This is a genomic window from Streptomyces sp. 3-6, assembly GCF_056323165.1.
The window spans coordinates 21,874-40,190 of record NZ_JBWHZP010000019.1; the positions used below are offsets into that span (position 1 = coordinate 21,874).

At 70.6% G+C, this 18,317-nt stretch carries 14 protein-coding genes; 8 read left to right on the plus strand and 6 right to left on the minus strand.

Annotated features, from left to right (window positions below):
• The first annotated feature begins 26 nt into the window (after window positions 1–26).
• The 5 genes from AC02VZ_RS22020 (at window position 27) to hemB (ending at window position 5,729) form a co-directional block, all read left to right on the plus strand.
• Window positions 27–905 carry a DNA-processing protein DprA gene (locus AC02VZ_RS22020; RefSeq protein WP_476476196.1) on the plus strand — a complete coding sequence of 293 codons (879 nt, stop codon included), beginning with the start codon at window positions 27–29 and terminating at the stop codon, window positions 903–905.
• Between the two features lie 359 nt (window positions 906–1,264).
• The gene (locus AC02VZ_RS22025; RefSeq protein ID WP_476476197.1) at window positions 1,265–2,941 is read left to right on the plus strand and encodes an Eco57I restriction-modification methylase domain-containing protein; all 1,677 of its coding nucleotides are present in this window, start codon (window positions 1,265–1,267) and stop codon (window positions 2,939–2,941) included.
• A gap of 12 nt (window positions 2,942–2,953) precedes the next feature.
• Window positions 2,954–3,679: a PaeR7I family type II restriction endonuclease gene (locus AC02VZ_RS22030; RefSeq protein WP_476476198.1), complete on the plus strand. Its 726-nt coding sequence runs from the start codon at window positions 2,954–2,956 to the stop codon at window positions 3,677–3,679.
• Window positions 3,680–4,013: 334 nt separating this feature from the next.
• Window positions 4,014–4,463, plus strand: coding sequence for a peptidoglycan-binding domain-containing protein (locus AC02VZ_RS22035; RefSeq protein WP_476476199.1), 450 nt, complete (start codon window positions 4,014–4,016; stop codon window positions 4,461–4,463).
• A 261-nt stretch (window positions 4,464–4,724) separates the two neighbouring features.
• Complete coding sequence (hemB, locus tag AC02VZ_RS22040; protein ID WP_476476200.1) at window positions 4,725–5,729, plus strand: porphobilinogen synthase; 1,005 nt, start codon at window positions 4,725–4,727, stop codon at window positions 5,727–5,729.
• Window positions 5,730–5,748: 19 nt separating this feature from the next.
• On the opposite strand, the gene AC02VZ_RS22045 is transcribed toward hemB, so the two are convergent.
• Window positions 5,749–6,483, minus strand: a complete 735-nt coding sequence (locus AC02VZ_RS22045; RefSeq protein ID WP_476476201.1) for a DUF4232 domain-containing protein — start codon at window positions 6,481–6,483, stop codon at window positions 5,749–5,751.
• 213 nt (window positions 6,484–6,696) lie between these two features.
• On the opposite strand from AC02VZ_RS22045, the gene AC02VZ_RS22050 reads away from it, so the two are divergent.
• The gene (locus AC02VZ_RS22050; RefSeq protein WP_476476202.1) at window positions 6,697–8,139 is read left to right on the plus strand and encodes a helix-turn-helix domain-containing protein; all 1,443 of its coding nucleotides are present in this window, start codon (window positions 6,697–6,699) and stop codon (window positions 8,137–8,139) included.
• A gap of 70 nt (window positions 8,140–8,209) precedes the next feature.
• On the opposite strand, the gene AC02VZ_RS22055 is transcribed toward AC02VZ_RS22050, so the two are convergent.
• Both AC02VZ_RS22055 and argS read right to left on the minus strand, forming a co-directional pair.
• On the minus strand, window positions 8,210–8,710 hold the full coding sequence (locus AC02VZ_RS22055; RefSeq protein ID WP_476476203.1) for a hypothetical protein: 501 nt from the start codon (window positions 8,708–8,710) through the stop codon (window positions 8,210–8,212).
• Window positions 8,711–8,976: 266 nt separating this feature from the next.
• Window positions 8,977–10,734: an arginine--tRNA ligase gene (gene argS, locus AC02VZ_RS22060; protein WP_476476223.1), complete on the minus strand. Its 1,758-nt coding sequence runs from the start codon at window positions 10,732–10,734 to the stop codon at window positions 8,977–8,979.
• Between the two features lie 249 nt (window positions 10,735–10,983).
• Here argS and lysS point away from each other — a divergent pair, with 249 nt between their 5' ends.
• Window positions 10,984–12,726: a lysine--tRNA ligase gene (gene lysS / locus AC02VZ_RS22065; RefSeq protein ID WP_476476204.1), complete on the plus strand. Its 1,743-nt coding sequence runs from the start codon at window positions 10,984–10,986 to the stop codon at window positions 12,724–12,726.
• Between the two features lie 136 nt (window positions 12,727–12,862).
• Here lysS and AC02VZ_RS22070 read toward each other — a convergent pair whose 3' ends face one another.
• The 3 genes from AC02VZ_RS22070 to AC02VZ_RS22080 all read right to left on the minus strand — a co-directional run bounded on the left by AC02VZ_RS22070 (window position 12,863) and on the right by AC02VZ_RS22080 (window position 16,685).
• Window positions 12,863–14,401 carry a DUF2637 domain-containing protein gene (locus tag AC02VZ_RS22070; protein ID WP_476476205.1) on the minus strand — a complete coding sequence of 513 codons (1,539 nt, stop codon included), beginning with the start codon at window positions 14,399–14,401 and terminating at the stop codon, window positions 12,863–12,865.
• 276 nt (window positions 14,402–14,677) lie between these two features.
• Window positions 14,678–15,592 (minus strand): DUF3558 family protein, encoded by a 915-nt coding sequence (locus AC02VZ_RS22075; protein ID WP_476476206.1) that lies wholly within the window; start codon window positions 15,590–15,592, stop codon window positions 14,678–14,680.
• 148 nt (window positions 15,593–15,740) lie between these two features.
• Window positions 15,741–16,685, minus strand: a complete 945-nt coding sequence (locus AC02VZ_RS22080; protein WP_476476207.1) for a DUF3558 domain-containing protein — start codon at window positions 16,683–16,685, stop codon at window positions 15,741–15,743.
• 226 nt (window positions 16,686–16,911) lie between these two features.
• Here AC02VZ_RS22080 and AC02VZ_RS22085 point away from each other — a divergent pair, with 226 nt between their 5' ends.
• Complete coding sequence (locus AC02VZ_RS22085) at window positions 16,912–18,105, plus strand: RtcB family protein (RefSeq protein WP_476476208.1); 1,194 nt, start codon at window positions 16,912–16,914, stop codon at window positions 18,103–18,105.
• Window positions 18,106–18,317: the final 212 nt, after the last annotated feature.

An 18,317-nucleotide genomic window follows, 5' to 3' on the forward strand; every position in this document is an offset into this window, starting at 1 on the left:
GCCGTCGCCGTTCCTATACTTGCCGCATGGACCGGCCGGAGGAGCGAGCAGCCCTCGTCGCACTGCTGCGACGCGGCGATCGTTCCTGGTCGGACCTCACGGACCAGATCGAGGCCGTGGGCAGCGCGTACGACGTACTGGAGAACGCGCTGGATGCCTCCGGGCAAGGTGCGCTCTTCGACCCCGAGCCCTCGGCAGACCTCAGCGGTATCGCCGCCGAGATCGCCGCCTGGGAGAGGGAAGGGCTGCGATTGGTCACCGTCCTCGACGAGGACTATCCCCTGCTGCTGAAGCTGGTCCACCAGCGTCCGCCGTTGCTGTTCCTCCAGGGAACGGTCGTCGAGGACGACCCGCGGATCGCTGTCGTCGGGACCAGGACGCCGACGCCCGAGGGCCTCGCGCACGCGCGTGCGATCGCGGGGGGCCTCGCCGAACGCGGGGTGACCGTCGTGAGTGGTCTGGCTGCGGGCATCGACACCGCGGCCCACGGCGCCGCCCTCGCCGTCGGCGGCCGTACGGTCGCCGTCGTCGGAACCGGGTTGCGCCACGCGTACCCCGCACGGAACGCGCGGCTTCAGCGGGAGATCGCCGAGCGGGGTCTGCTGATCTCCCAGTTCTGGCCCGACACCCCGCCCTCCAAGTCGACCTTCCCCCAGCGCAACGCCGTGATGAGCGGCTACAGCCTGGCCACCGTCGTGATCGAGGCGGCCTACCGCAGCGGTGCCCGGATGCAGGCCCGTCTCGCCCTGGAGCACGGCCGTCCCGTCTTCCTCATGCGTTCGCTCCTGACGCACGAGTGGGCGAGGGAGTACGCGGCCAGGCCCAACACCACGGTCATTGACGGCCCCGAGGACGTCTTCGACCGGCTCGACTCCCTCGTCCCCGCCACGGGCGAGCTCACTTGAACGTAATCGGGCGACCCGGATGGCGACCGTCATCGGGCTGTCCGCCCCCCCCCGCATACCAGCTTCCTCGTCCACCCGCTGCTGCCCCGCCCCGGCGCGTGCCCGGTATGCGGGGGCTGGCCAGAGCCCGCTTCCCCCGGCTGCCGGGTCAAGCGAGCACCAGGACATCGTCGCGTCACGATGGCAGCTGTTGTCGAACCGTAGCCCAGTGCAGTCCTGTTGCAGTTTGCGGAGATTGGAGGCTCCTATCGATGACTGAGGCGCGGCTGACGGCACACATCATGCAATCCTGTTATTGACTGATTACGGACTGTGGATAGAGGGCGGGCCTCGGAAAGGTTCAGCGGTACTGTCCTAGCGTGGCAAATCTCGCGCTGTTCGACACCGCTGAACTTTCCCTCCCCGAGTCTCTGCAGGAGGCTGTGGCGCACGGTGAGGTATTCACGCGTGCCTGGGTGGTTGAGCTCATCCTGGACGTTCTCGGGTACACGGCCGAGAAGGATCTCTGCGATCTGAGGCTCGTGGAGCCGGCCTGCGGCGGGGGAGCGTTCCTGACAGTGCTCGCGTCCCGGATTAGTGCGTCGTGCCGGGCATACCAGCGGTCCATCGCTGATGCGGTCGACGCGGTTCGTGCCTTCGACCTGCTGAGCCGCAACGTGGAGCAGAGCCGGACGCTGGTCGCGGAAACGTTGCAACAGGACGGCTGGAGCCTGAAGGACGCGAGGGACGTTGCCGCCGCGTGGGTGACCCAAGGCGATTACCTCCTCCAGGCGGATGCCGATCACGGCGTCGACTACGTAGTGGGTAACCCTCCGTACATCCGGCTTGAGGACGTTCCCGACGACCGGATGGCCGCATACCGCCGTGCCTGCTCCACGATGGGCGGCCGAGCCGACATCTACATCGGCTTCTACGAGGTGGCACTGCGCAGCCTCAACAGGGGCGGTCAGTTGGGATTCATCTGTGCCGACCGCTGGATGCGGAACCAGTACGGTCGGCGACTCAGGGAACTGGTGACCAAGCAGTTCAGCATGGACCTCGCCCTGGTGCTGCATGACGTGGATGCCTTCGACGATCAAGTTTCGGCCTATCCCGCGATCACCGTCATCTCAAATAAGCCCCAGGGACCGGCGGTCGCTGCAGACACGGACCGGACCTTCGGAGCGGAGCAGGCGCGAGACTTCGCCGGTTGGTACCTGGAGGGCGGGGCACCGACAGTCGCCAAGGCGTCCTACCAAGCCGCTCGCATGCCGCACTGGTTCCCGGAGGAAGATTCGTGGCCGGCCGCTTCGCCGGCCAGGCTTGCGGTGCTAGAGGATCTCACCGAACGCTTTCGGCTCCTGGAGGACTCCGCGACGGGGACGAAGGTCGGGATCGGCATCGCCACGGGCGCTGACAAGGTCTTCCTCACCAAGGACAAGGATCTGGTCGAGGACGATCGGTTGCTCCCCATGGCCATGGTCCGCGATACCACCAACGGCACGATCGACTGGGACGGCACGTATCTGGTCAACCCTTGGACGGCCAACGGCGACCTGGTCGACCTTGCTGCATTTCCGCGCCTCGCGTCCTACTTCGAGAAGCACAGTGAGGCTCTGCGTAAGCGGTATGTCGCTGTCAAGCAGCCTCAGCGCTGGTACAAGACCATCGACAAGATCGACCACCAGCTCACGCGCCGTCAGAAGCTGCTGTTTCCGGACATGAAGATGAGGATCCATCCGGTGCTCGACGAGGGCGGCCTGTACCCTCACCACAACCTGTACTTCATCGTCTCGGACGTCTGGGACATGCGAGTACTCGGTGGCTTGTTGCTGTCCAAGGTCGCGGAGGCATTCGTGGAGGCCTACGCGGTCAGAATGCGCGGGGGAACCCTCCGCTTCCAGGCCCAGTACCTCCGGAAGATCCGGGTCCCGGACCCAGCGGCGATCAGCGAAGGCGACCAAGCAGCTCTCGCAGAAGCTTTCGGCAAGCGGGACAGGGAGGCAGCCACCGAGGCCGCTTTGCGTGTCTACGGGCTCGCCGAGCTGCCTGTCTAGGAGGAACGGATCTTGACGGTCACCCGCCAAGACTTCGAAGACGCCATCGCGGCGTACTGGGGTGCCAAGCAACTGCAGAGCGAACAGTCAGCCATCCGGGAGGCGGTAGGAGCCGGCACGGCTGGCTCCGTCCGAGGCGGTAAGCACTTCGATGTCATCGCGACTCTCTTGGCCAAATTCTTCTTGGACGCTGGTTACCCAGCTTCAAGCATCCGCGTCTCCAAGACACAGGGCCTTGAACTGCCGGGATACTACCGGCCGCAGAAGCAGTGGGATCTCGTGGTCGTCCACGGCGCCGTCCTCGTGGCAGCGTTCGAGTTGAAGGCGCTTGGCGGCCCGTCGTACGGAAACAACTACAACAATCGGGTCGAAGAGGCCCTGGGTAGCGCAGTCGACCTGCGTAGGGCGGCTCTCGCCGAGCTGTATCCGAAGGAGAAGCCCTGGTTGGGCTACTTCTTCATCATGCAAGACGGTGAAGGCTCCCGAAGGCCTGTCAAGACGGCGAAGGGCGCTCTTCCCGCCGACGAAATCTGGCACGGAACGTCGTATCAAGACCGGTTCGGGATTTTTTGCGAAAGGCTCGTGGCCGAGCAACTCTACGACGCAGCGTGCTATGTCACTTCTTCGGCTGAAAACCCAAAGCCGATTGAGTTGGTCGACAGCCTTGACTGGCGCCACTTTGCGGCAGCGATAAATGCTCGCCTCACGTACCTCAAGGACCTCGGCATCCCCGGATAGCTGTGGCGTTCGGAGCGTTGCCGAACCTTGGTCGACGGGGAACTGAGGGTGCCTGGTCATCCCTCCACCTCCATCGTCCACTTAGTCGACCGCGACAGTGTCCGCGTTGCTGCACCGGTGTAACTCCGTGCGAGCCGTGCTCTTCCCTCGTGGGACCGGTCCACGACCGTCCCCCGGATTCCCGTTGGGAAAGGTGTCTCAGCAGGTCAGGGCATGGGACGTCCCGTCTATGGGTCACTTGGGGCGGCGGGCATTGCGATTGTTGATCAACCGCCACAGAGTTCTTGGCGTGCCGTCCGCAGCGGGCGGCTCCAGCTATCGGGGAGGATGCACAATGCGAGCCATGACGAGAACGCTCGTCAGCATCACGACTGCTGTGGGGATCGCCGCCGGGGGCGTAATGGTCGCGGGGGCAAGCCATGCGGCCACGAATCCGGACACGCAGCAGGCGTCGGTCGGCACGGAGGTGTACACGCCGTTGGCCGTGGTCAACCTCGGCCTGACCAATTTCGAAGCCCAGTTGCTTCAGGGCAAGTTCCTCAGGGGCTGGGGTTACACCGGCCCCATCGACGGGCACCTCGGCCCCGACAGCTGGAAGGCGATCCAGCGCAGGCTCAGTAACGGCTACGGATACAACGGCGCCATCGACGGCATCGTCGGGTCCGGAACGGTGAAGGCGCTCCAGCGCTACCTGAAGACCTGGTACAGCTACACCGGCGCGATCGACGGCATTGCCGGGCCGCAGACCACGGCGGCGTTCAAGCGCATGGCCCGCGTGACCTGAGGAGGTACCCGCGACCGCATGACATGGCCCGGGGGTGCGGGGGACGAGCAGAGTTCCTCCCGGGTGGGTGATCACCCGGCGGTACGCAGGTGAAGGCGGGGCCTCCCGCCGGCTCGGGGGTGCTGATCCCCGCTGCGAGCTGTGCCGGGAGGGCCTGTCGCCGTCTGTCGCCGTGGCCCGGGCGATGTCCGCCCCGGTGGGCCCGGGCCGCCGACCGGCCGTCGGCAAAGGCACCGGCTCGGCGGGCGTAGCGTAGGTGGTATGACGACGTACGGATCCTTTCCCGGTACTCGGCCCCGGCGTCTGCGGACCACTCCGGCGATGCGTCGGATGGTCGCCGAGACCCGGCTGCACCCCGCCGACTTCATCCTCCCGGCCTTCGTGCGCGAGGGCGTGAGCGAGCCGGTGCCGATCGCGGCGATGCCGGGGGTCGTGCAGCACACGCGGGACAGCCTGAAGAAGGCGGCGGCGGAGGCCGTGGCGGCCGGGGTGTCCGGGATCATGCTGTTCGGGGTGCCGGAGGAGGCGAAGAAGGACGCCGTGGGCACGCCCGGGACCGACCCGGAGGGGATTCTCCAGGTGGCCCTGCGGGACGTGCGGGCGGAGGTCGGGGACGAGCTGCTCGTCATGTCCGACCTGTGTCTCGACGAGACCACCGACCACGGGCACTGCGGGGTGCTGGACGAGCAGGGGCGGGTCGACAACGACGCCACGCTCGAGCGGTACGCCGAGATGGCGCAGGTCCAGGCCGACGCCGGCGCCCACGTGGTGGGGCCGAGCGGGATGATGGACGGGCAGATCGGTGTCATCCGGGACGCCCTCGACCAGATCGGCCGCGAGGACGTGGCGATCCTCGCCTACACCGCGAAGTACGCGTCCGCCTTCTACGGGCCGTTCCGTGAGGCCGTCGGTTCGTCCCTCAAGGGTGACCGCAAGACGTACCAGCAGGACCCGGCCAACGTGCGGGAGTCGATGCGCGAGCTGGCGCTGGACCTCGAAGAGGGCGCCGACATGGTGATGGTCAAGCCGGCCGGGCCCTACCTCGACATCCTGGCCCGGGTCGCCGACACGGTGGACGTGCCGGTCGCCGCCTACCAGATCTCGGGCGAGTACTCGATGATCGAGGCCGCGGCCGAGAAGGGCTGGATCGACCGCGACCGGGCCGTCCTGGAGTCGCTGACCGGCATCAAGCGGGCCGGGGCGCAGAACATCCTCACGTACTGGGCCGTCGAGGCGGCCCGGATGCTGGAGCGCGGTCAGCGGTAGCCGCAGTGCGGGGAAAAGGTCAGTAGGTCAGGGCGTCCTCCTTCGACTGCTGCCAGTACGTCACGGTCAGCGAGCTGTCGTAGTACACGCCCTCGGCCGGGAGGGACGGGATCGCCGCCGGCCCGCCGTCGCTGTGCGGGGTGCGGCCCTGGAAGCCGACGGTCAGCCGGTGTCCGGTGGTGCCGCCGTCGCCGCTGCCGTCTGCGGCCGACAGGAGGACGCCCGCGTACGCCGACTCGCCCGGGGCGAGGGTGACCACGGCCTGCGGCTTCGACGCCTCGATCGGGCCCGGCACCCACTGCATCTCGTCGAAGCGGAGGACCGGGTGGTAGGTCAGGTCACAGACCTTCGAGCCGGTGTTCCTGACCGTGATCAGCAGGTGGTTGAGGGGGCGCGGGACCGGCTGGGCGGTGACGGCGGTGTTGGAGCCGTTGCAGGCGACGCGGGCCTTCGGGTCGAAGGGGTCCGTGGGCCGGTCCCCGCCCATCGAGCGGTCGGAGCCCTTCGGCCGGCCGGTCGCGGGGGCTCCGGTGCCGGCCTTGTCCGCGCCGGCCTGGGCGGGCCGGTTCGGGGCGGTGGCTCCGGACCCGGCAGCGGGGTCGTCGCTGCTGCCGGTGCCCGCCGTCGGGGCCGTGGACGGCCGGGCCGTGCCCTCGTCCTTCACCCCCGTCCCGTCCTGGCAGGCCGTCAGGGACAGGGTGGCGAGGGTGATTCCGGCGGCGGCGAGCAGGCGGATGCTGCGGGACGTACGCATGGCGCATTCCTTGTCGTCAGAAGGAGGTTCGGCGCGGCCGCTCCTCCGGTCGGCGGGAGCGGCGTGCTTGGATGACCAGAGCGTGCGGCGTGCTCCGTCCCGGCCGCCACCGCTGCGGGAGCATCCGGGACGCTGGAACGCCGGCACCGCCGTGACCTGGGGAAACGACCGTCCCCTGGAACGGTGGGACGGGACACGGGGGAGGCAGGAACGGTGTCGGAGGCCACGCCCGCGGTGGAGTTCGCCGCGCTTCTGCGGGAGTTGAAGGACCGGTCGGGGGTGAGCTACGGGGTCCTCGCCAAGCGGCTCCACATGAGCACGTCGACCCTGCACCGGTACTGCAACGGGGACGCCGTGCCGACGGACTACGCGCCGGTGGAGCGGATGGCCCGGCTGTGCAGGGCCGCTCCCGCCGAACTGGTCGAGCTGCACCGGCGGTGGGTGCTGGCGGACGCCACACGTGGGCGCCGGACCGAGCAGGCGACGGTGGCGCGGGCAGGGGAGCAGGAGGGGCCAGGACGGCCGGAGGGGCCGGCGCAGCCGGAGGGGCGGAGCGGGAGTGCCGGGGCCTCGGGGGCCGTCGGGGCCGTCGGGCCCGCCGAGTCCTCGGAGTCCTCGGAGTCCGCCGAGTCCTCCAAGACCTCGGAGTCCTCCGAGCGCTCCGGTCCCGCGGGCTCCCCCCAGCCCTCAGTGGCGGACGACGCGGTCTCCTCCCGGTCCGGTCCCGGACCCCGCGCCCGGCGCCGGACCCGTACCGCCGTTCTGGCCGGGGCCGCCGTGGCGGCCGTGCTGGTCGGGGTCGTGGCCGTGGTGGGTCCGCCGGGCGGCGGGACGGACGGTGACGGCCGACGGGAGCGGGTCGGGGCCGCGGGGACCGGCGGCCCGGACGGCACGTCCGCCTCACCGACGGCCGGTACGCCGTCCGCGTCCGCCTCCCCGTCGGGTTCCCCGGGCGCGACGGGCGCGACGGACGAGGAGGCGAGCGGTCCGCCCGCCTCCGCGCCGGCCGCGCGGCCGGGCGGCCCGGCCGCGGGGGACGCCGTGCCCGTCACCGTGCGCACCGAACCGTACGCCTGGGAGAGCCCCTGCTCGCAGCGGTACCTGATCGCCGCGCCGCCGGGCGAGGTACACCCGCCGCCGGTCCAGCAGGACGCGACGGCCTGGGTCGCCGCGGAGCGTGCCGTGTCGTCGGGGGAGCAGCTCGTGCGGCTCAGTGTGCAGGGGACCGGCCCGGAGACGGTGGTCGTGGAGGGCATCGCCGTACGGGTCGCGGGGAAGCGGGCGCCGTTGGCCTGGAACGACTACGCGATGGGCTATCCCGGCGTCGGCTGCGGCGGCAACGTGCCGGCGCGGTCCTTCACGGTCGCCCTGGACGCCGCGCGGCCGTCCCTGACGCCCGAGTCCGGGCACCGGGACTTCCCCTTCAAGGTCAGCGAGTCCGACCCCGAGGTGTACTACATCACCGCCGACGCGTCCGCCTACGACGTGAGCTGGTTCCTGGAGCTGAAGTGGTCCAGCGGCTCCCGCAGCGGCACGCTCGTCGTGGACGACAAGGGGCGCCCCTTCCGCACCAGCGGCAACAACGGGCGCCCGGCCTACGAGTTCCCGCTGGGCGGGGACGGGTGGGTGCCGGAGGGCACGACCGACCTCGGTTAGACGCCGGGGCGGTACCCGGCCGTCCGCCGCCCGCCCCCGTGGCTCGGGGGCCGGCGGCGGCAGCGGGAGATCAGGCGGTGGCCCCGACCGTGTAGACGAGATCGGTCAACGCCTTGTCGTCGTACACCTTGATCGTCACCTTCCTGCCCTCCGGGATGTTCAGGTTCACCGTCTTGACGTCCCAGGCATTGGAGGTGCCCGGGGGCGCGTAGACCCCGTACTGCCCGCCGTCGCCCTCGTAGGACACCTTGTAGTAGAGGCCGTCACCGTCGTTCGCGACGTCGTACATCATCAGCTTCTCGCCGTACGGGTGGAACTCGACCTTGGCCAGCGCGTAGCCGCTCGCGTTGCCGAAGACGACCTTGGCCCCGATGCCGCCGTCGTCCTTCTGGAAGTAGGTGTTGTCGAGGACGTCGGGGAACGTGCAGGGGCAGTACGTGGTGTGCACGTAGTTGCTCTGGAGGGGCCTCGGGTTCGGGCTGTAGGCCTGGGCGGGTGCGGCGGTCAGGACCGTGGAGGCGATGGCGGCGGTCGCCACGGAGGCGAGGGCCGCGAGGGAACGATGGCGCATGATCACCCTTCGATTGCGTCAACTGTTCGAAGCATGGGTGAGCGTAGGCGTCCGTCACGTTCGGTGAGCGGTTCCTGACCATGAGCGAGAAAAGGCGGGACGTCTCACGCTCCGACCTGCGCGGACGGGATCCCGGCCGGGACGCGGTGGGACGGCGTGGGACGCGGCCGGACCGTGTGCCGCCCGCGCCGGTGGCCCGACGGTGAGCGGCCCGCACCCCCGGGTGGGAGTGCGGGCCGCGCGGGTGCCGTGGTGCGGCAGCGGGGTCAGAGGCGTTCCGGCGTGCGGATGCCGAGCAGGGCCATGCCCCGGTGGAGCGTGCGGGCCGTGAGGTCGCACAGGAACAGGCGGTTGGCGACCTGCTCCGGTGAATCGGCCTTCAGCACCGGGCACTTGTCGTAGAAGGCCGTGTACAGCGAGGCCAACTGGTACAGGTACGCGGCCAGCTTGTGCGGGGCGTACTCGGCCGCAGCCTCGAAGACCGTGTCGCCGAAGGCGTCCAGGTGCAGGCCCAGCGCGCGCTCCGCCTCGTGCAGCTCCAGCTCCGGGTGGGCGGCCGGGCGGACGTCGCCGGCCTTGCGGAGGATGGACCGGATGCGGGCGTAGGCGTACTGGAGGTAGACGGACGTGTCGCCGTTGAGCGACACCATCTGGTCGAGGTCGAACTTGTAGTCGCGGTTCGGGGACGTCGACAGGTCGGCGTACTTCACGGCGCCGATGCCGACCTGGGCGGCCCGCTCCTGGATCTCGTCCTCGGTGAGGTCCCGCGCCTTCTCCCGCACGACCTGGGCGGCCCGCTGCACGGCCTCGTCCAGCAGGTCCTCCAGCCGGACCGTCTCGCCCTCACGGGTCTTGAAGGGCTTGCCGTCCGCGCCGAGCACCGTGCCGTAGCCCATGTTGTGGGCGGTGACGTCGTCGCCGAGCCAGCCGGCCCGGCGGGCGGTCTCGAAGACCATCTTGAAGTGCAGCGACTGGCGCACGTCGACGACGTACAGCAGCGTGGTGGCGTGCAGGTCCTGGACGCGGTTGCGGATCGCGGTCAGGTCGGAGGCCGCGTAGCCGAAGCCGCCGTCGGCCTTCTGCACGATCAGCGGCACCGGCTGGTCGTCCTTGCCGCGGATGTCGTCGAAGAACACCACCAGGGCGCCCTCCGAGCGGACCGCGACGCCCATCTCCTCCAGCAGCCGCGCGGTCTCCGGCATGCCCTCGTTGTACGCGGACTCGCCGACGATCTCCTCGTCGCGGATCTCCATGTCCAGCTTCTCGAAGACGGAGTAGAAGTAGACCTTCGACTCGTCGACGAACTGCTGCCACAGTCCGAGGGTCTCCTTGTCGCCGGACTGGAGGGCGACGACCCGCTTGCGGGCCCGCTCCTTGAAGTCCTCGTCCGCGTCGAACAGCGCACGCGACGCCTTGTACACGCGGTTCAGGTTGCTCATGGCCTGCTCGCCGTCGACCTCGCCCGCGGGGGCCAGCTCGCCGGGGTGCTCGAACAGGTACTGGATGAGCATGCCGAACTGGGTGCCCCAGTCGCCGATGTGGTGCCGGCCGATGGTCTGCTCGCCGGTGAAGTCGAGCATGCCGCGCAGGGCGTCGCCGATGACCGCGGAGCGCAGGTGGCCGACGTGCATCTCCTTCGCCACGTTCGGCTGGGCGTAGTCGACGACGGTGATGCCCGGGTTCTCCTTCAGCGGGACGCCGAGGCGCTCGCCGTCCGCGTGCCGCGCGGCGAGGTTCTCGGTGATCGCCCGGTCGGCGAGCGTGATGTTGAGGAAGCCGGGGCCGGACACCTCGACGTCCTTGATCAGGTCGCCGGTGGTGATCCGCCCGACGACCTCGGCCGCCAGCTCCCGCGGGTTCGCCTTCGCCTTCTTGGCGAGCGCCAGGATGCCGTTGGCCTGGAAGTCCGCCCGGTCGCTTCGTCGCAGCAGCGGGTCGGCGCCGGCGGCCTCCGGCCGGGTGGCCGTGAGGGCGGACGCGAGCTGCTGCTGGACGGAGTCGGTGAGGGACGTGACCGAGGCCATGGAGGCTGCCGTTCTGCTCGGGTTCGCTGACATCTACGGAAGCCGAGTATCCCACGCGGTGAAAAGCGGTTTTCGCGGATGCGGGCCGTCCTGGGAGAATGGGGCGGCCGGGCGCGCGGAAGCGCCGGGCGGCTCAGGAGAGGACCGGGGCGAGGTCGGGCGACTCCCGCACACGTGAGCAGACCCCGAGAACCCCTGAAGAATCCCGAGAAACCTCAGGAAACACCTCAGGAACCTAGGAAAGAGGACGTGCCGATCGTGGCTCAGAGCACCGAGACCACCGACTGGGTCTCCCGCTTCGCGGATGACGTCATCGCCGAGTCGGAGCGTCGGGCCCCGGGCAAACCGGTCGTCGTCGCGTCCGGGCTCTCTCCGTCGGGCCCCATCCACCTGGGCAACCTGCGGGAGGTCATGACCCCGCACCTCGTCGCCGACGAGATCCGCCGCCGGGGCCGCGATGTCCGGCACCTGATCTCCTGGGACGACTACGACCGGTACCGCAAGGTCCCGGCCGGCGTTCCCGGCATCGACGAGACCTGGGCGGAGCACATCGGCAAGCCGCTCACCTCCGTGCCCGCGCCGAAGGGCTCCCCGCACCCGAACTGGGCGGAGCACTTCAAGGCCGCGATGATCGAGTCGCTCGCCGCGCTGGGCGTCGAGTTCGACGGCATCAGCCAGACCGAGCAGTACACCTCGGGCGCCTACCGCGAGCAGATCCTGCACGCCATGAAGCACCGCGGCGACATCGACGCGATCCTCGACCAGTACCGCACCAAGAAGGCCCCGCCGAAGAAGCAGCAGCAGAAGCCGGTCGACGAGGCCGAGCTGGAGGCCGCCGAGGGCTCCGGAGCTGCCGCCGAGGACGACGGCAGCTCCGGTTCCGCCGGCTACTTCCCGTACAAGCCGTACTGCGGCAACTGCGGCAAGGACCTCACCACCGTCACCGCCTACGACGACGACTCCACCGAGCTGACCTACGCCTGCACCGCGTGCGGCTTCTCGGAGACCGTCCGGCTCAGCGAGTTCAACCGCGGCAAGCTGGTGTGGAAGGTCGACTGGCCCATGCGCTGGGCCTACGAGGGCGTGATCTTCGAGCCCAGCGGTGTCGACCACTCCTCGCCGGGCTCGTCCTTCCAGGTGGGCGGACAGATCGTCGGGATCTTCGGCGGCGAGCAGCCGATCGGCCCGATGTACGCCTTCGTCGGCATCAGCGGCATGGCCAAGATGTCGTCCTCCAAGGGCGGCGTGCCCACCCCGGCCGACGCGCTGAGGATCATGGAGCCGCAGCTGCTGCGCTGGCTCTACGCCCGGCGCAAGCCCAACCAGTCCTTCAAGATCGCCTTCGACCAGGAGATCCAGCGCCTCTACGACGAGTGGGACCGGCTCGACGCCAAGGTCGCCGAGGGTGCCGCCCTGCCGGGCGACGTCGCCGCGCACGCCCGTGCCGTCGGCACCGCCGCCGGTGAGCTGCCCCGCACGCCCCGGCCGCTGCCGTACCGCACGCTGGCCTCCGTCGCCGACATCACCGCCGGCCACGAGGACCAGGCGCTGCGCATCCTGAACGACCTCGACCCGGCCCACCCGCTGGCCTCCCTCGACGAGGCCCGCCCGCGCTACGACCGGGCCGAGGAGTGGATCAACACCCACGTCCCCGCCGACCAGCGCACCATCGTCCGCTCGGAGCCCGACGGCGAGCTGCTGAAGTCGCTCGACGAGCAGGCCCGGCAGTCCCTGCGGCTGCTGCTGGACGGCCTGGCCGACCACTGGTCCCTGGACGGCCTGACCCACCTCGTCTACGGGGTGCCGAAGGTCCAGGCCGGGTTCTCCGCCGACGCCACGCCGAAGGAACTGCCGCCGGAGATCAAGACGGCGCAGCGCTCGTTCTTCGCGCTGCTCTACCACCTGCTCGTCGGCCGCGACACCGGCCCGCGCCTGCCCACGCTGCTCCTCGCGGTGGGCCAGGACCGGGTGCGGGCGCTGCTCGGGGAGTAGGGGCCGCCAGGCCAGGGCTCCGGCCCGTCGGCTGTCGTACGACGAGGAGGGGGCGCCCGGTGCGGGCGCCCCCTCCTCGTGTCGCGGTGTCGCGCTCCCGCCGTGCCGCGGCCTCGCGGTCCCCGCGGGTGCCGGGTCAGGCGATGTGGTTCTCCTCCAGCTCCGCGTTGAAGCGGTTGGAGAAGCGGGTCACCATGCGCTTGGCCTCGGCGTCGGTGAGGGACGTGCCGTACGTCGCCTGGATGTTCTCGCCGAACTCGCGCGGGGTGGGGAAGCTGTCGTTGATCGACTGCTTGAAGACCTGGTAGAAGCCCTCCTCGTCGGGTTCCTGCGGCTCCTGGCCCTGCTGGGGCCCCTGGGGCTGCTGACGGTCCTGGTCCTCGTCCTGACCCTGGTTCTGCCTCTGTCCCTGGTCCTGTTGCCGGACCTGCTGCGGGCCGCTGCCCTCGCCCAGCTCCCGGGTGCGCCCGCCCGGCACCACCGGGATGGGGAAGCTGCCGGTCTCCTCCGGCGAGGGTTCCTGGAGCGGCGGCTCCTCCTCGTACTGGTCCCGGTACTGGTCGGCCTGCTGCTGCTCCTCGTACCACTGGGCGTACTGCTCGGCCGGGTCGTACGTGGGGTCGTAGCCGCCCTGGTACTCGATGTGCCGGGGGGTGTTGAACCAGGGGCTCTGGTCCTCACCGGCGGGGTCGGCGGGACCTGAGGGGCCGTCTGGACCGGCGGGGCCCTGGGGCGCCCGGGAGCCGGCGGGGCCGGGGCCGTACGGGGCGGTGGGGGCGCCGGGACGGGCCGGGGCGTTCCCGGCCCCGGCCGCCTGCCCGGCGTACGCCTCCACGCCGGTGCCGTCCGGGAACCCGCCCGCGCGGTGGCCCTCCAGCTCCAGCCGCTGCTCGCCCGCGGCCGGTGCGGCGCCCACCTCGGCGGGGGACGCGTTCCGGCCGGCCCCGGTGACCTCCGTGCGGGGCGCCGGCGGGATCAGCGCCGGTTCGATGCCCGCCGCCGCCAGGCCCGCCGGGGCCGTCTCGGCGAGCGGGACACCGTACTTGGCCAGCCGCAGCGGCATCAGCGACTCCACCGGTGCCTTGCGGCGCCAGGCCCGGCCGAAGCGCGACCGCAGCCGCGCCTGGTACACCAGCCGCTCCTGCTCCAGCTTGATCACCTGCTCGTAGGAGCGCAGCTCCCACAGCTTCATCCGGCGCCACAGCAGGAAGGTGGGCACCGGCGACAGCATCCAGCGGGTGAGGCGGACGCCCTCCATGTGCTTGTCGGCCGTGATGTCGGCGATCCGGCCGATCGCGTGCCGCGCGGCCTCCACCGAGACCACGAACAGCACCGGGATGACCCCGTGCATGCCCACGCCCAGCGGGTCCGGCCAGGCCGCCGCGCCGTTGAAGGCGATCGTGGCGGCCGTCAGCAGCCACGCCGTCTGCCGCAGCAGCGGGAACGGGATGCGGATCCAGGTCAGCAGCAGGTCCAGGGCGAGCAGGACGCAGATACCGGCGTCGATACCGATGGGGAAGACGTAACTGAAGTCCCCGAAGCCCTTCTGCAGGGCCAGTTCACGGACCGCCGCGTACGAACCGGCGAAGCCGATCCCGGCGATGATGACCGCACCGGTGACGACCACGCCGATGAGTATGCGGTGCGTCCGTGTCAGCTGCATTGGCGCGGCCACCCGTACTCCCCTCCCTTTGCGTCTGGTTGCGCGCAACAGAGTGGCACATGTGTGCGGGAGACGAGTGGCCGGTTCCGCTTCGTCGTGGGATCGGGCACGGGGCCGGGCCCCGGACGGGGGCTTCGGGACCGGGGCTCGTGCCCCGGTCCGGCCCGCGGCCCGGCCGGCCGGGCGGACCCGGACCCTGCCTCGGGCCCCGGGGTCCGCCGGACCCCTACCGGGGCGCTGCCGGGGCGCGGGCCGGGACCGAGGCGCGAGCCCCGGTCGTGCTCCGGATCAGTCCTTGTCCGACGCCTTGGACGCCTTGGAATCGGAGGCATCGGACGTCTTCGACTCCTCCGACCCCTTGGAGTCCTTCGAGGAGTCGGAGGACGTGTCCGGGCCCGGGGACCCGGACGAGGACGCCGACGCGCCCTTGCCGTTGGCCTCGGACACCGAGGCGACCGCGTCCTCGGCGGCCTTCTTCGCCTTCTTCATCAGACCGTCGGCCTTCGGGGTCTTGTCCCCCGCGAAACCGGCACCGTTGTAGTCGACGGTCACCACCACGTTCTCGGTGCGCACCACGACCGTCTGCTGCTGGAAGGTGCCTTCCTTCTTCTTCAGCTCGTAGTGCACGGCGGTCGCCTCGTCGCCCAGGCCCTCGACCGGCTCGGCCTTGACGCCCTTCGCGCCCTCGGTGCCCTGCGCGTCCTCGACCTGCTTGTCGTAGTACTTCTGGGCGAGTTCGTCGCCCGCGCCGCGCGTGACGTCCGAGTCGTAGCGCAGCAGCGAGACGTTCAGCCAGCGGTACTGCGAGCCCTTGACGCCGTTGCTGTCCAGGCTGTCCCAGGAGCAGCTGGTCCGCTTCGCGATGTCGTCCGACGCGCCCTCCTTGCCGCCCTCGGCCTCGGGCACCAGGTCCTTGAGGGTCTTCTTCGGCAGGACCTTGCAGGGGTCCTCGGGCAGCTGCTCGAACACGGCCGCCCGCACCGTCGGGGACGGGGAGGCGGACGCCGACGCGGAGGCGCCGGACGCCTTCGGGTCCTCACCGCCGTCGGAGCCGGAGTCCGAGGAGCAGCCGGCGGCGACCAGCATCACGGGGAGGGCCGCGGCGGCGACCAGGCTCCGGGAGAGGCGTGCTCTCCCGCTCCGCCGGGACGCCGTGGGTGCTCCTCCCAGGCCGTGCTGGTCTCGCTGTACTCGTCGCTGCATGGTTCCTTCACTCATGACGCTCATGACGTTCGTGTTCCCTGCGGTCCGGTCCGGATCGGGTCCGAGGGGTCACGGTACGCGGTATGTCCTCCGCGCGGTCCTGCTTCACGGGGTTGGCGCCGTACGGCGAAGGGTGCCCGAACGGGCCTCAGCCGCCCAGGGACTCGGCCAGCCGGGAGGCCAGTTCCCGGGCCCTGTCCTGCATTTCCTCGCTGTCCGGCTCGACGCCGACGGCGGCGGGCTGCTCGGCGTACTGGACGGTCACGATGACGTTGGACGTGCGGAACGCCACAGTCACCGTCCGCTCCTTGGCCGTCGAACCGGAGCTGCTGAGCACGTCGTCGAGGAACGCCTCGTCGCCCAGGTCCTCCAGCACCCGCGGGCGCAGGTCGGCGTCGGACGCCGACGCGGACGGGCCCGTCCCGCCCGAGGACGGGGACGAGGAAGGGGAAGAGGAAGAGGAGGAGGACGCCGAGGAGTCGTCGGACCCGGACGAGTTCGACGAGTCGGACGAGTCGGACGAGCTGGATGGATCGGTGGATGAGGAGGAACGGGGCGAAGGGGGCGAAGTGGAGGAGGGGGCGTCGGCGTCCGGGTCCTCCGACGCCCCGTCACCGGCGGCGCCGGAGCCGGTGGCCGACGGCTGAGGCAGCTGGGCCGCCGCCCGCTTCGACGCGAAGAGCGTCTCGGCCCGGCTGTCGTCGCTGACGCTGTTGTCGTACGACACGACCCGCTCGAAGTCGACCATCAGGTGGTCGGTGGCGTCGGCCGACTCCACCTTCCAGCGGCAGCCCACCTTGCGGTCGGTGTCGTAGGTCAGCGTCGCCTCGCCCGCGTACGCCTTCCGTCGCTGCGCCGGGTCGGTCAACTGGCGCAGCCCCGGCAGCAGTTCCTCCAGCTCCTTGGCGCCGATCGTGCCGCACGGCTCGGGCAGCGTGGCGTACCGGCCCGGCTGCGCCGCCTGCGACGCGGTGCCCGGTTCACCGGGGTTGGAGTTGTCGGACTGCGCCCCGTCCCCCGAGCCGCCGGTGCACCCGGCCAGCAGGGCCGCGAGGAGAGCGGCGGCGCCGGATACGTACGCCCTGCGCTGCACGGTCGGGCTCCTCTCGGGTGAGTGGCGCGGGCGGTGCCCGCCTTGCCTCGCGGTGTCCCCCCTGGCGCCGCGGCCGGTATTTCGGTTGCCGGGCCGGGGTGTCCGCTGGAGACAATGTGTATCGCACGCACTGCCGTGGACGCCGGTCCGTCATCCCTTTTCCGTGACCTTGGCGCCGGTTTTGCGTTTCGATGCTTCTGTGATGATCCGGGGGAATGAGGGCGAAATGTCGTACGTGGAACTGCCGGGCGCGAAGGTACCGATCCGGATGTGGGCGGACCCCGCGACGGTGGAGGAGGGCGCGCTCCAGCAGCTGCGGAACGTCGCCACCCTGCCCTGGATCAAGGGGCTCGCCGTGATGCCCGACGTGCACTACGGCAAGGGCGCGACGGTCGGGTCGGTCATCGCCATGCGCGGTGCGGTGTGCCCGGCCGCGGTCGGGGTCGACATCGGCTGCGGGATGTCGGCGGTGCGGACCTCCCTCACCGCCGACGACCTGCCCGGTGATCTGTCCCGGCTGCGGTCGAGGATCGAGCAGGCCATCCCGGTGGGCCGCGGCATGCACGACGAGGCCGTGGACCCCGGCCGCCTGCACGGCTTCGCGACCGCCGGGTGGGACGACTTCTGGAGCCGCTTCGGGGGCGTCGCGGACGCGGTGCGCTTCCGCCGGGAGCGTGCCACCAAGCAGATGGGCACGCTCGGCGGCGGCAACCACTTCGTCGAGGTGTGCACGGACACGGAGGGCGCCGTCTGGCTGATGCTGCACTCCGGTTCCCGCAACATCGGCAAGGAGCTCGCCGAGCACCACATCGGTGTCGCGCGGGAGTTGCCGCACAACCAGGGCCTGGTGGACCGGGACCTGGCCGTGTTCGTGGCGGACACCTCGCAGATGGCGGCCTACCGCAACGACCTGTTCTGGGCGCAGGAGTACGCGAGGTACAACCGTTCCCTGATGATGGCGCTCCTGAAGGACGTGGTGCGCAAGGAGTTCAGGAAGGCCAAGCCGGTCTTCGAGCGGGAGATCAGCGCGCACCACAACTACGTGGCCGAGGAGCGCTACGACGGTATGGACCTGCTCGTCACCCGCAAGGGCGCGATCCGCGCGGGCTCCGGCGAGTACGGGATCATCCCGGGTTCCATGGGCACCGGCTCGTACATCGTCAGGGGGCTCGGCAACGTCCACTCCTTCAACTCGGCGTCGCACGGCGCCGGGCGGCGGATGAGCCGCAGCGCGGCGAAGCGGCGCTTCACCGCCAGGGACCTGGAGGAGCAGACGCGGGGCGTGGAGTGCCGCAAGGACTCCGGTGTCGTGGACGAGATCCCGGGCGCCTACAAGCCGATCGAGCAGGTCATCGAGCAGCAGCGGGACCTGGTGGAGGTCGTCGCCAAGCTCAAGCAGGTGGTGTGCGTGAAGGGCTGACGGACGTCGGGACGGTGCGGGACGGTGCGAGGGCTGGGCTGGGCTGGGCTGGGCTGGGCGGGACTGGGCGGGGCCGGACGGCAGCGGGCAGGACTGGGCGGGACCGGACGGCAGCGGACGGCGGGGACACGGCGGGGGCCGGGGCCGGGCGGCGCGGGGGGCTGCCCGGCCCCGGCCCCCGGTGTCGTGCCCGTGGTGGGTGGGGCGTGCTC

What these genes read in the sequence shown, in the direction of transcription:
- AC02VZ_RS22020 (WP_476476196.1), top strand. Translation starts at nt 27, where the DNA reads ATGGACCGGCCGGAGGAGCGAGCAGCCCTCGTCGCACTGCTGCGACGC.
- AC02VZ_RS22035 (WP_476476199.1), top strand. Translation starts at nt 4,014, where the DNA reads ATGCGAGCCATGACGAGAACGCTCGTCAGCATCACGACTGCTGTGGGG.
- hemB (WP_476476200.1), top strand. Translation starts at nt 4,725, where the DNA reads ATGACGACGTACGGATCCTTTCCCGGTACTCGGCCCCGGCGTCTGCGG.
- AC02VZ_RS22045 (WP_476476201.1), bottom strand. Translation starts at nt 6,483, where the DNA reads ATGCGTACGTCCCGCAGCATCCGCCTGCTCGCCGCCGCCGGAATCACC.
- AC02VZ_RS22055 (WP_476476203.1), bottom strand. Translation starts at nt 8,710, where the DNA reads ATGCGCCATCGTTCCCTCGCGGCCCTCGCCTCCGTGGCGACCGCCGCC.
- argS (WP_476476223.1), bottom strand. Translation starts at nt 10,734, where the DNA reads ATGGCCTCGGTCACGTCCCTCACCGACTCCGTCCAGCAGCAGCTCGCG.
- AC02VZ_RS22075 (WP_476476206.1), bottom strand. Translation starts at nt 15,592, where the DNA reads ATGCAGCGACGAGTACAGCGAGACCAGCACGGCCTGGGAGGAGCACCC.
- AC02VZ_RS22085 (WP_476476208.1), top strand. Translation starts at nt 16,912, where the DNA reads ATGTCGTACGTGGAACTGCCGGGCGCGAAGGTACCGATCCGGATGTGG.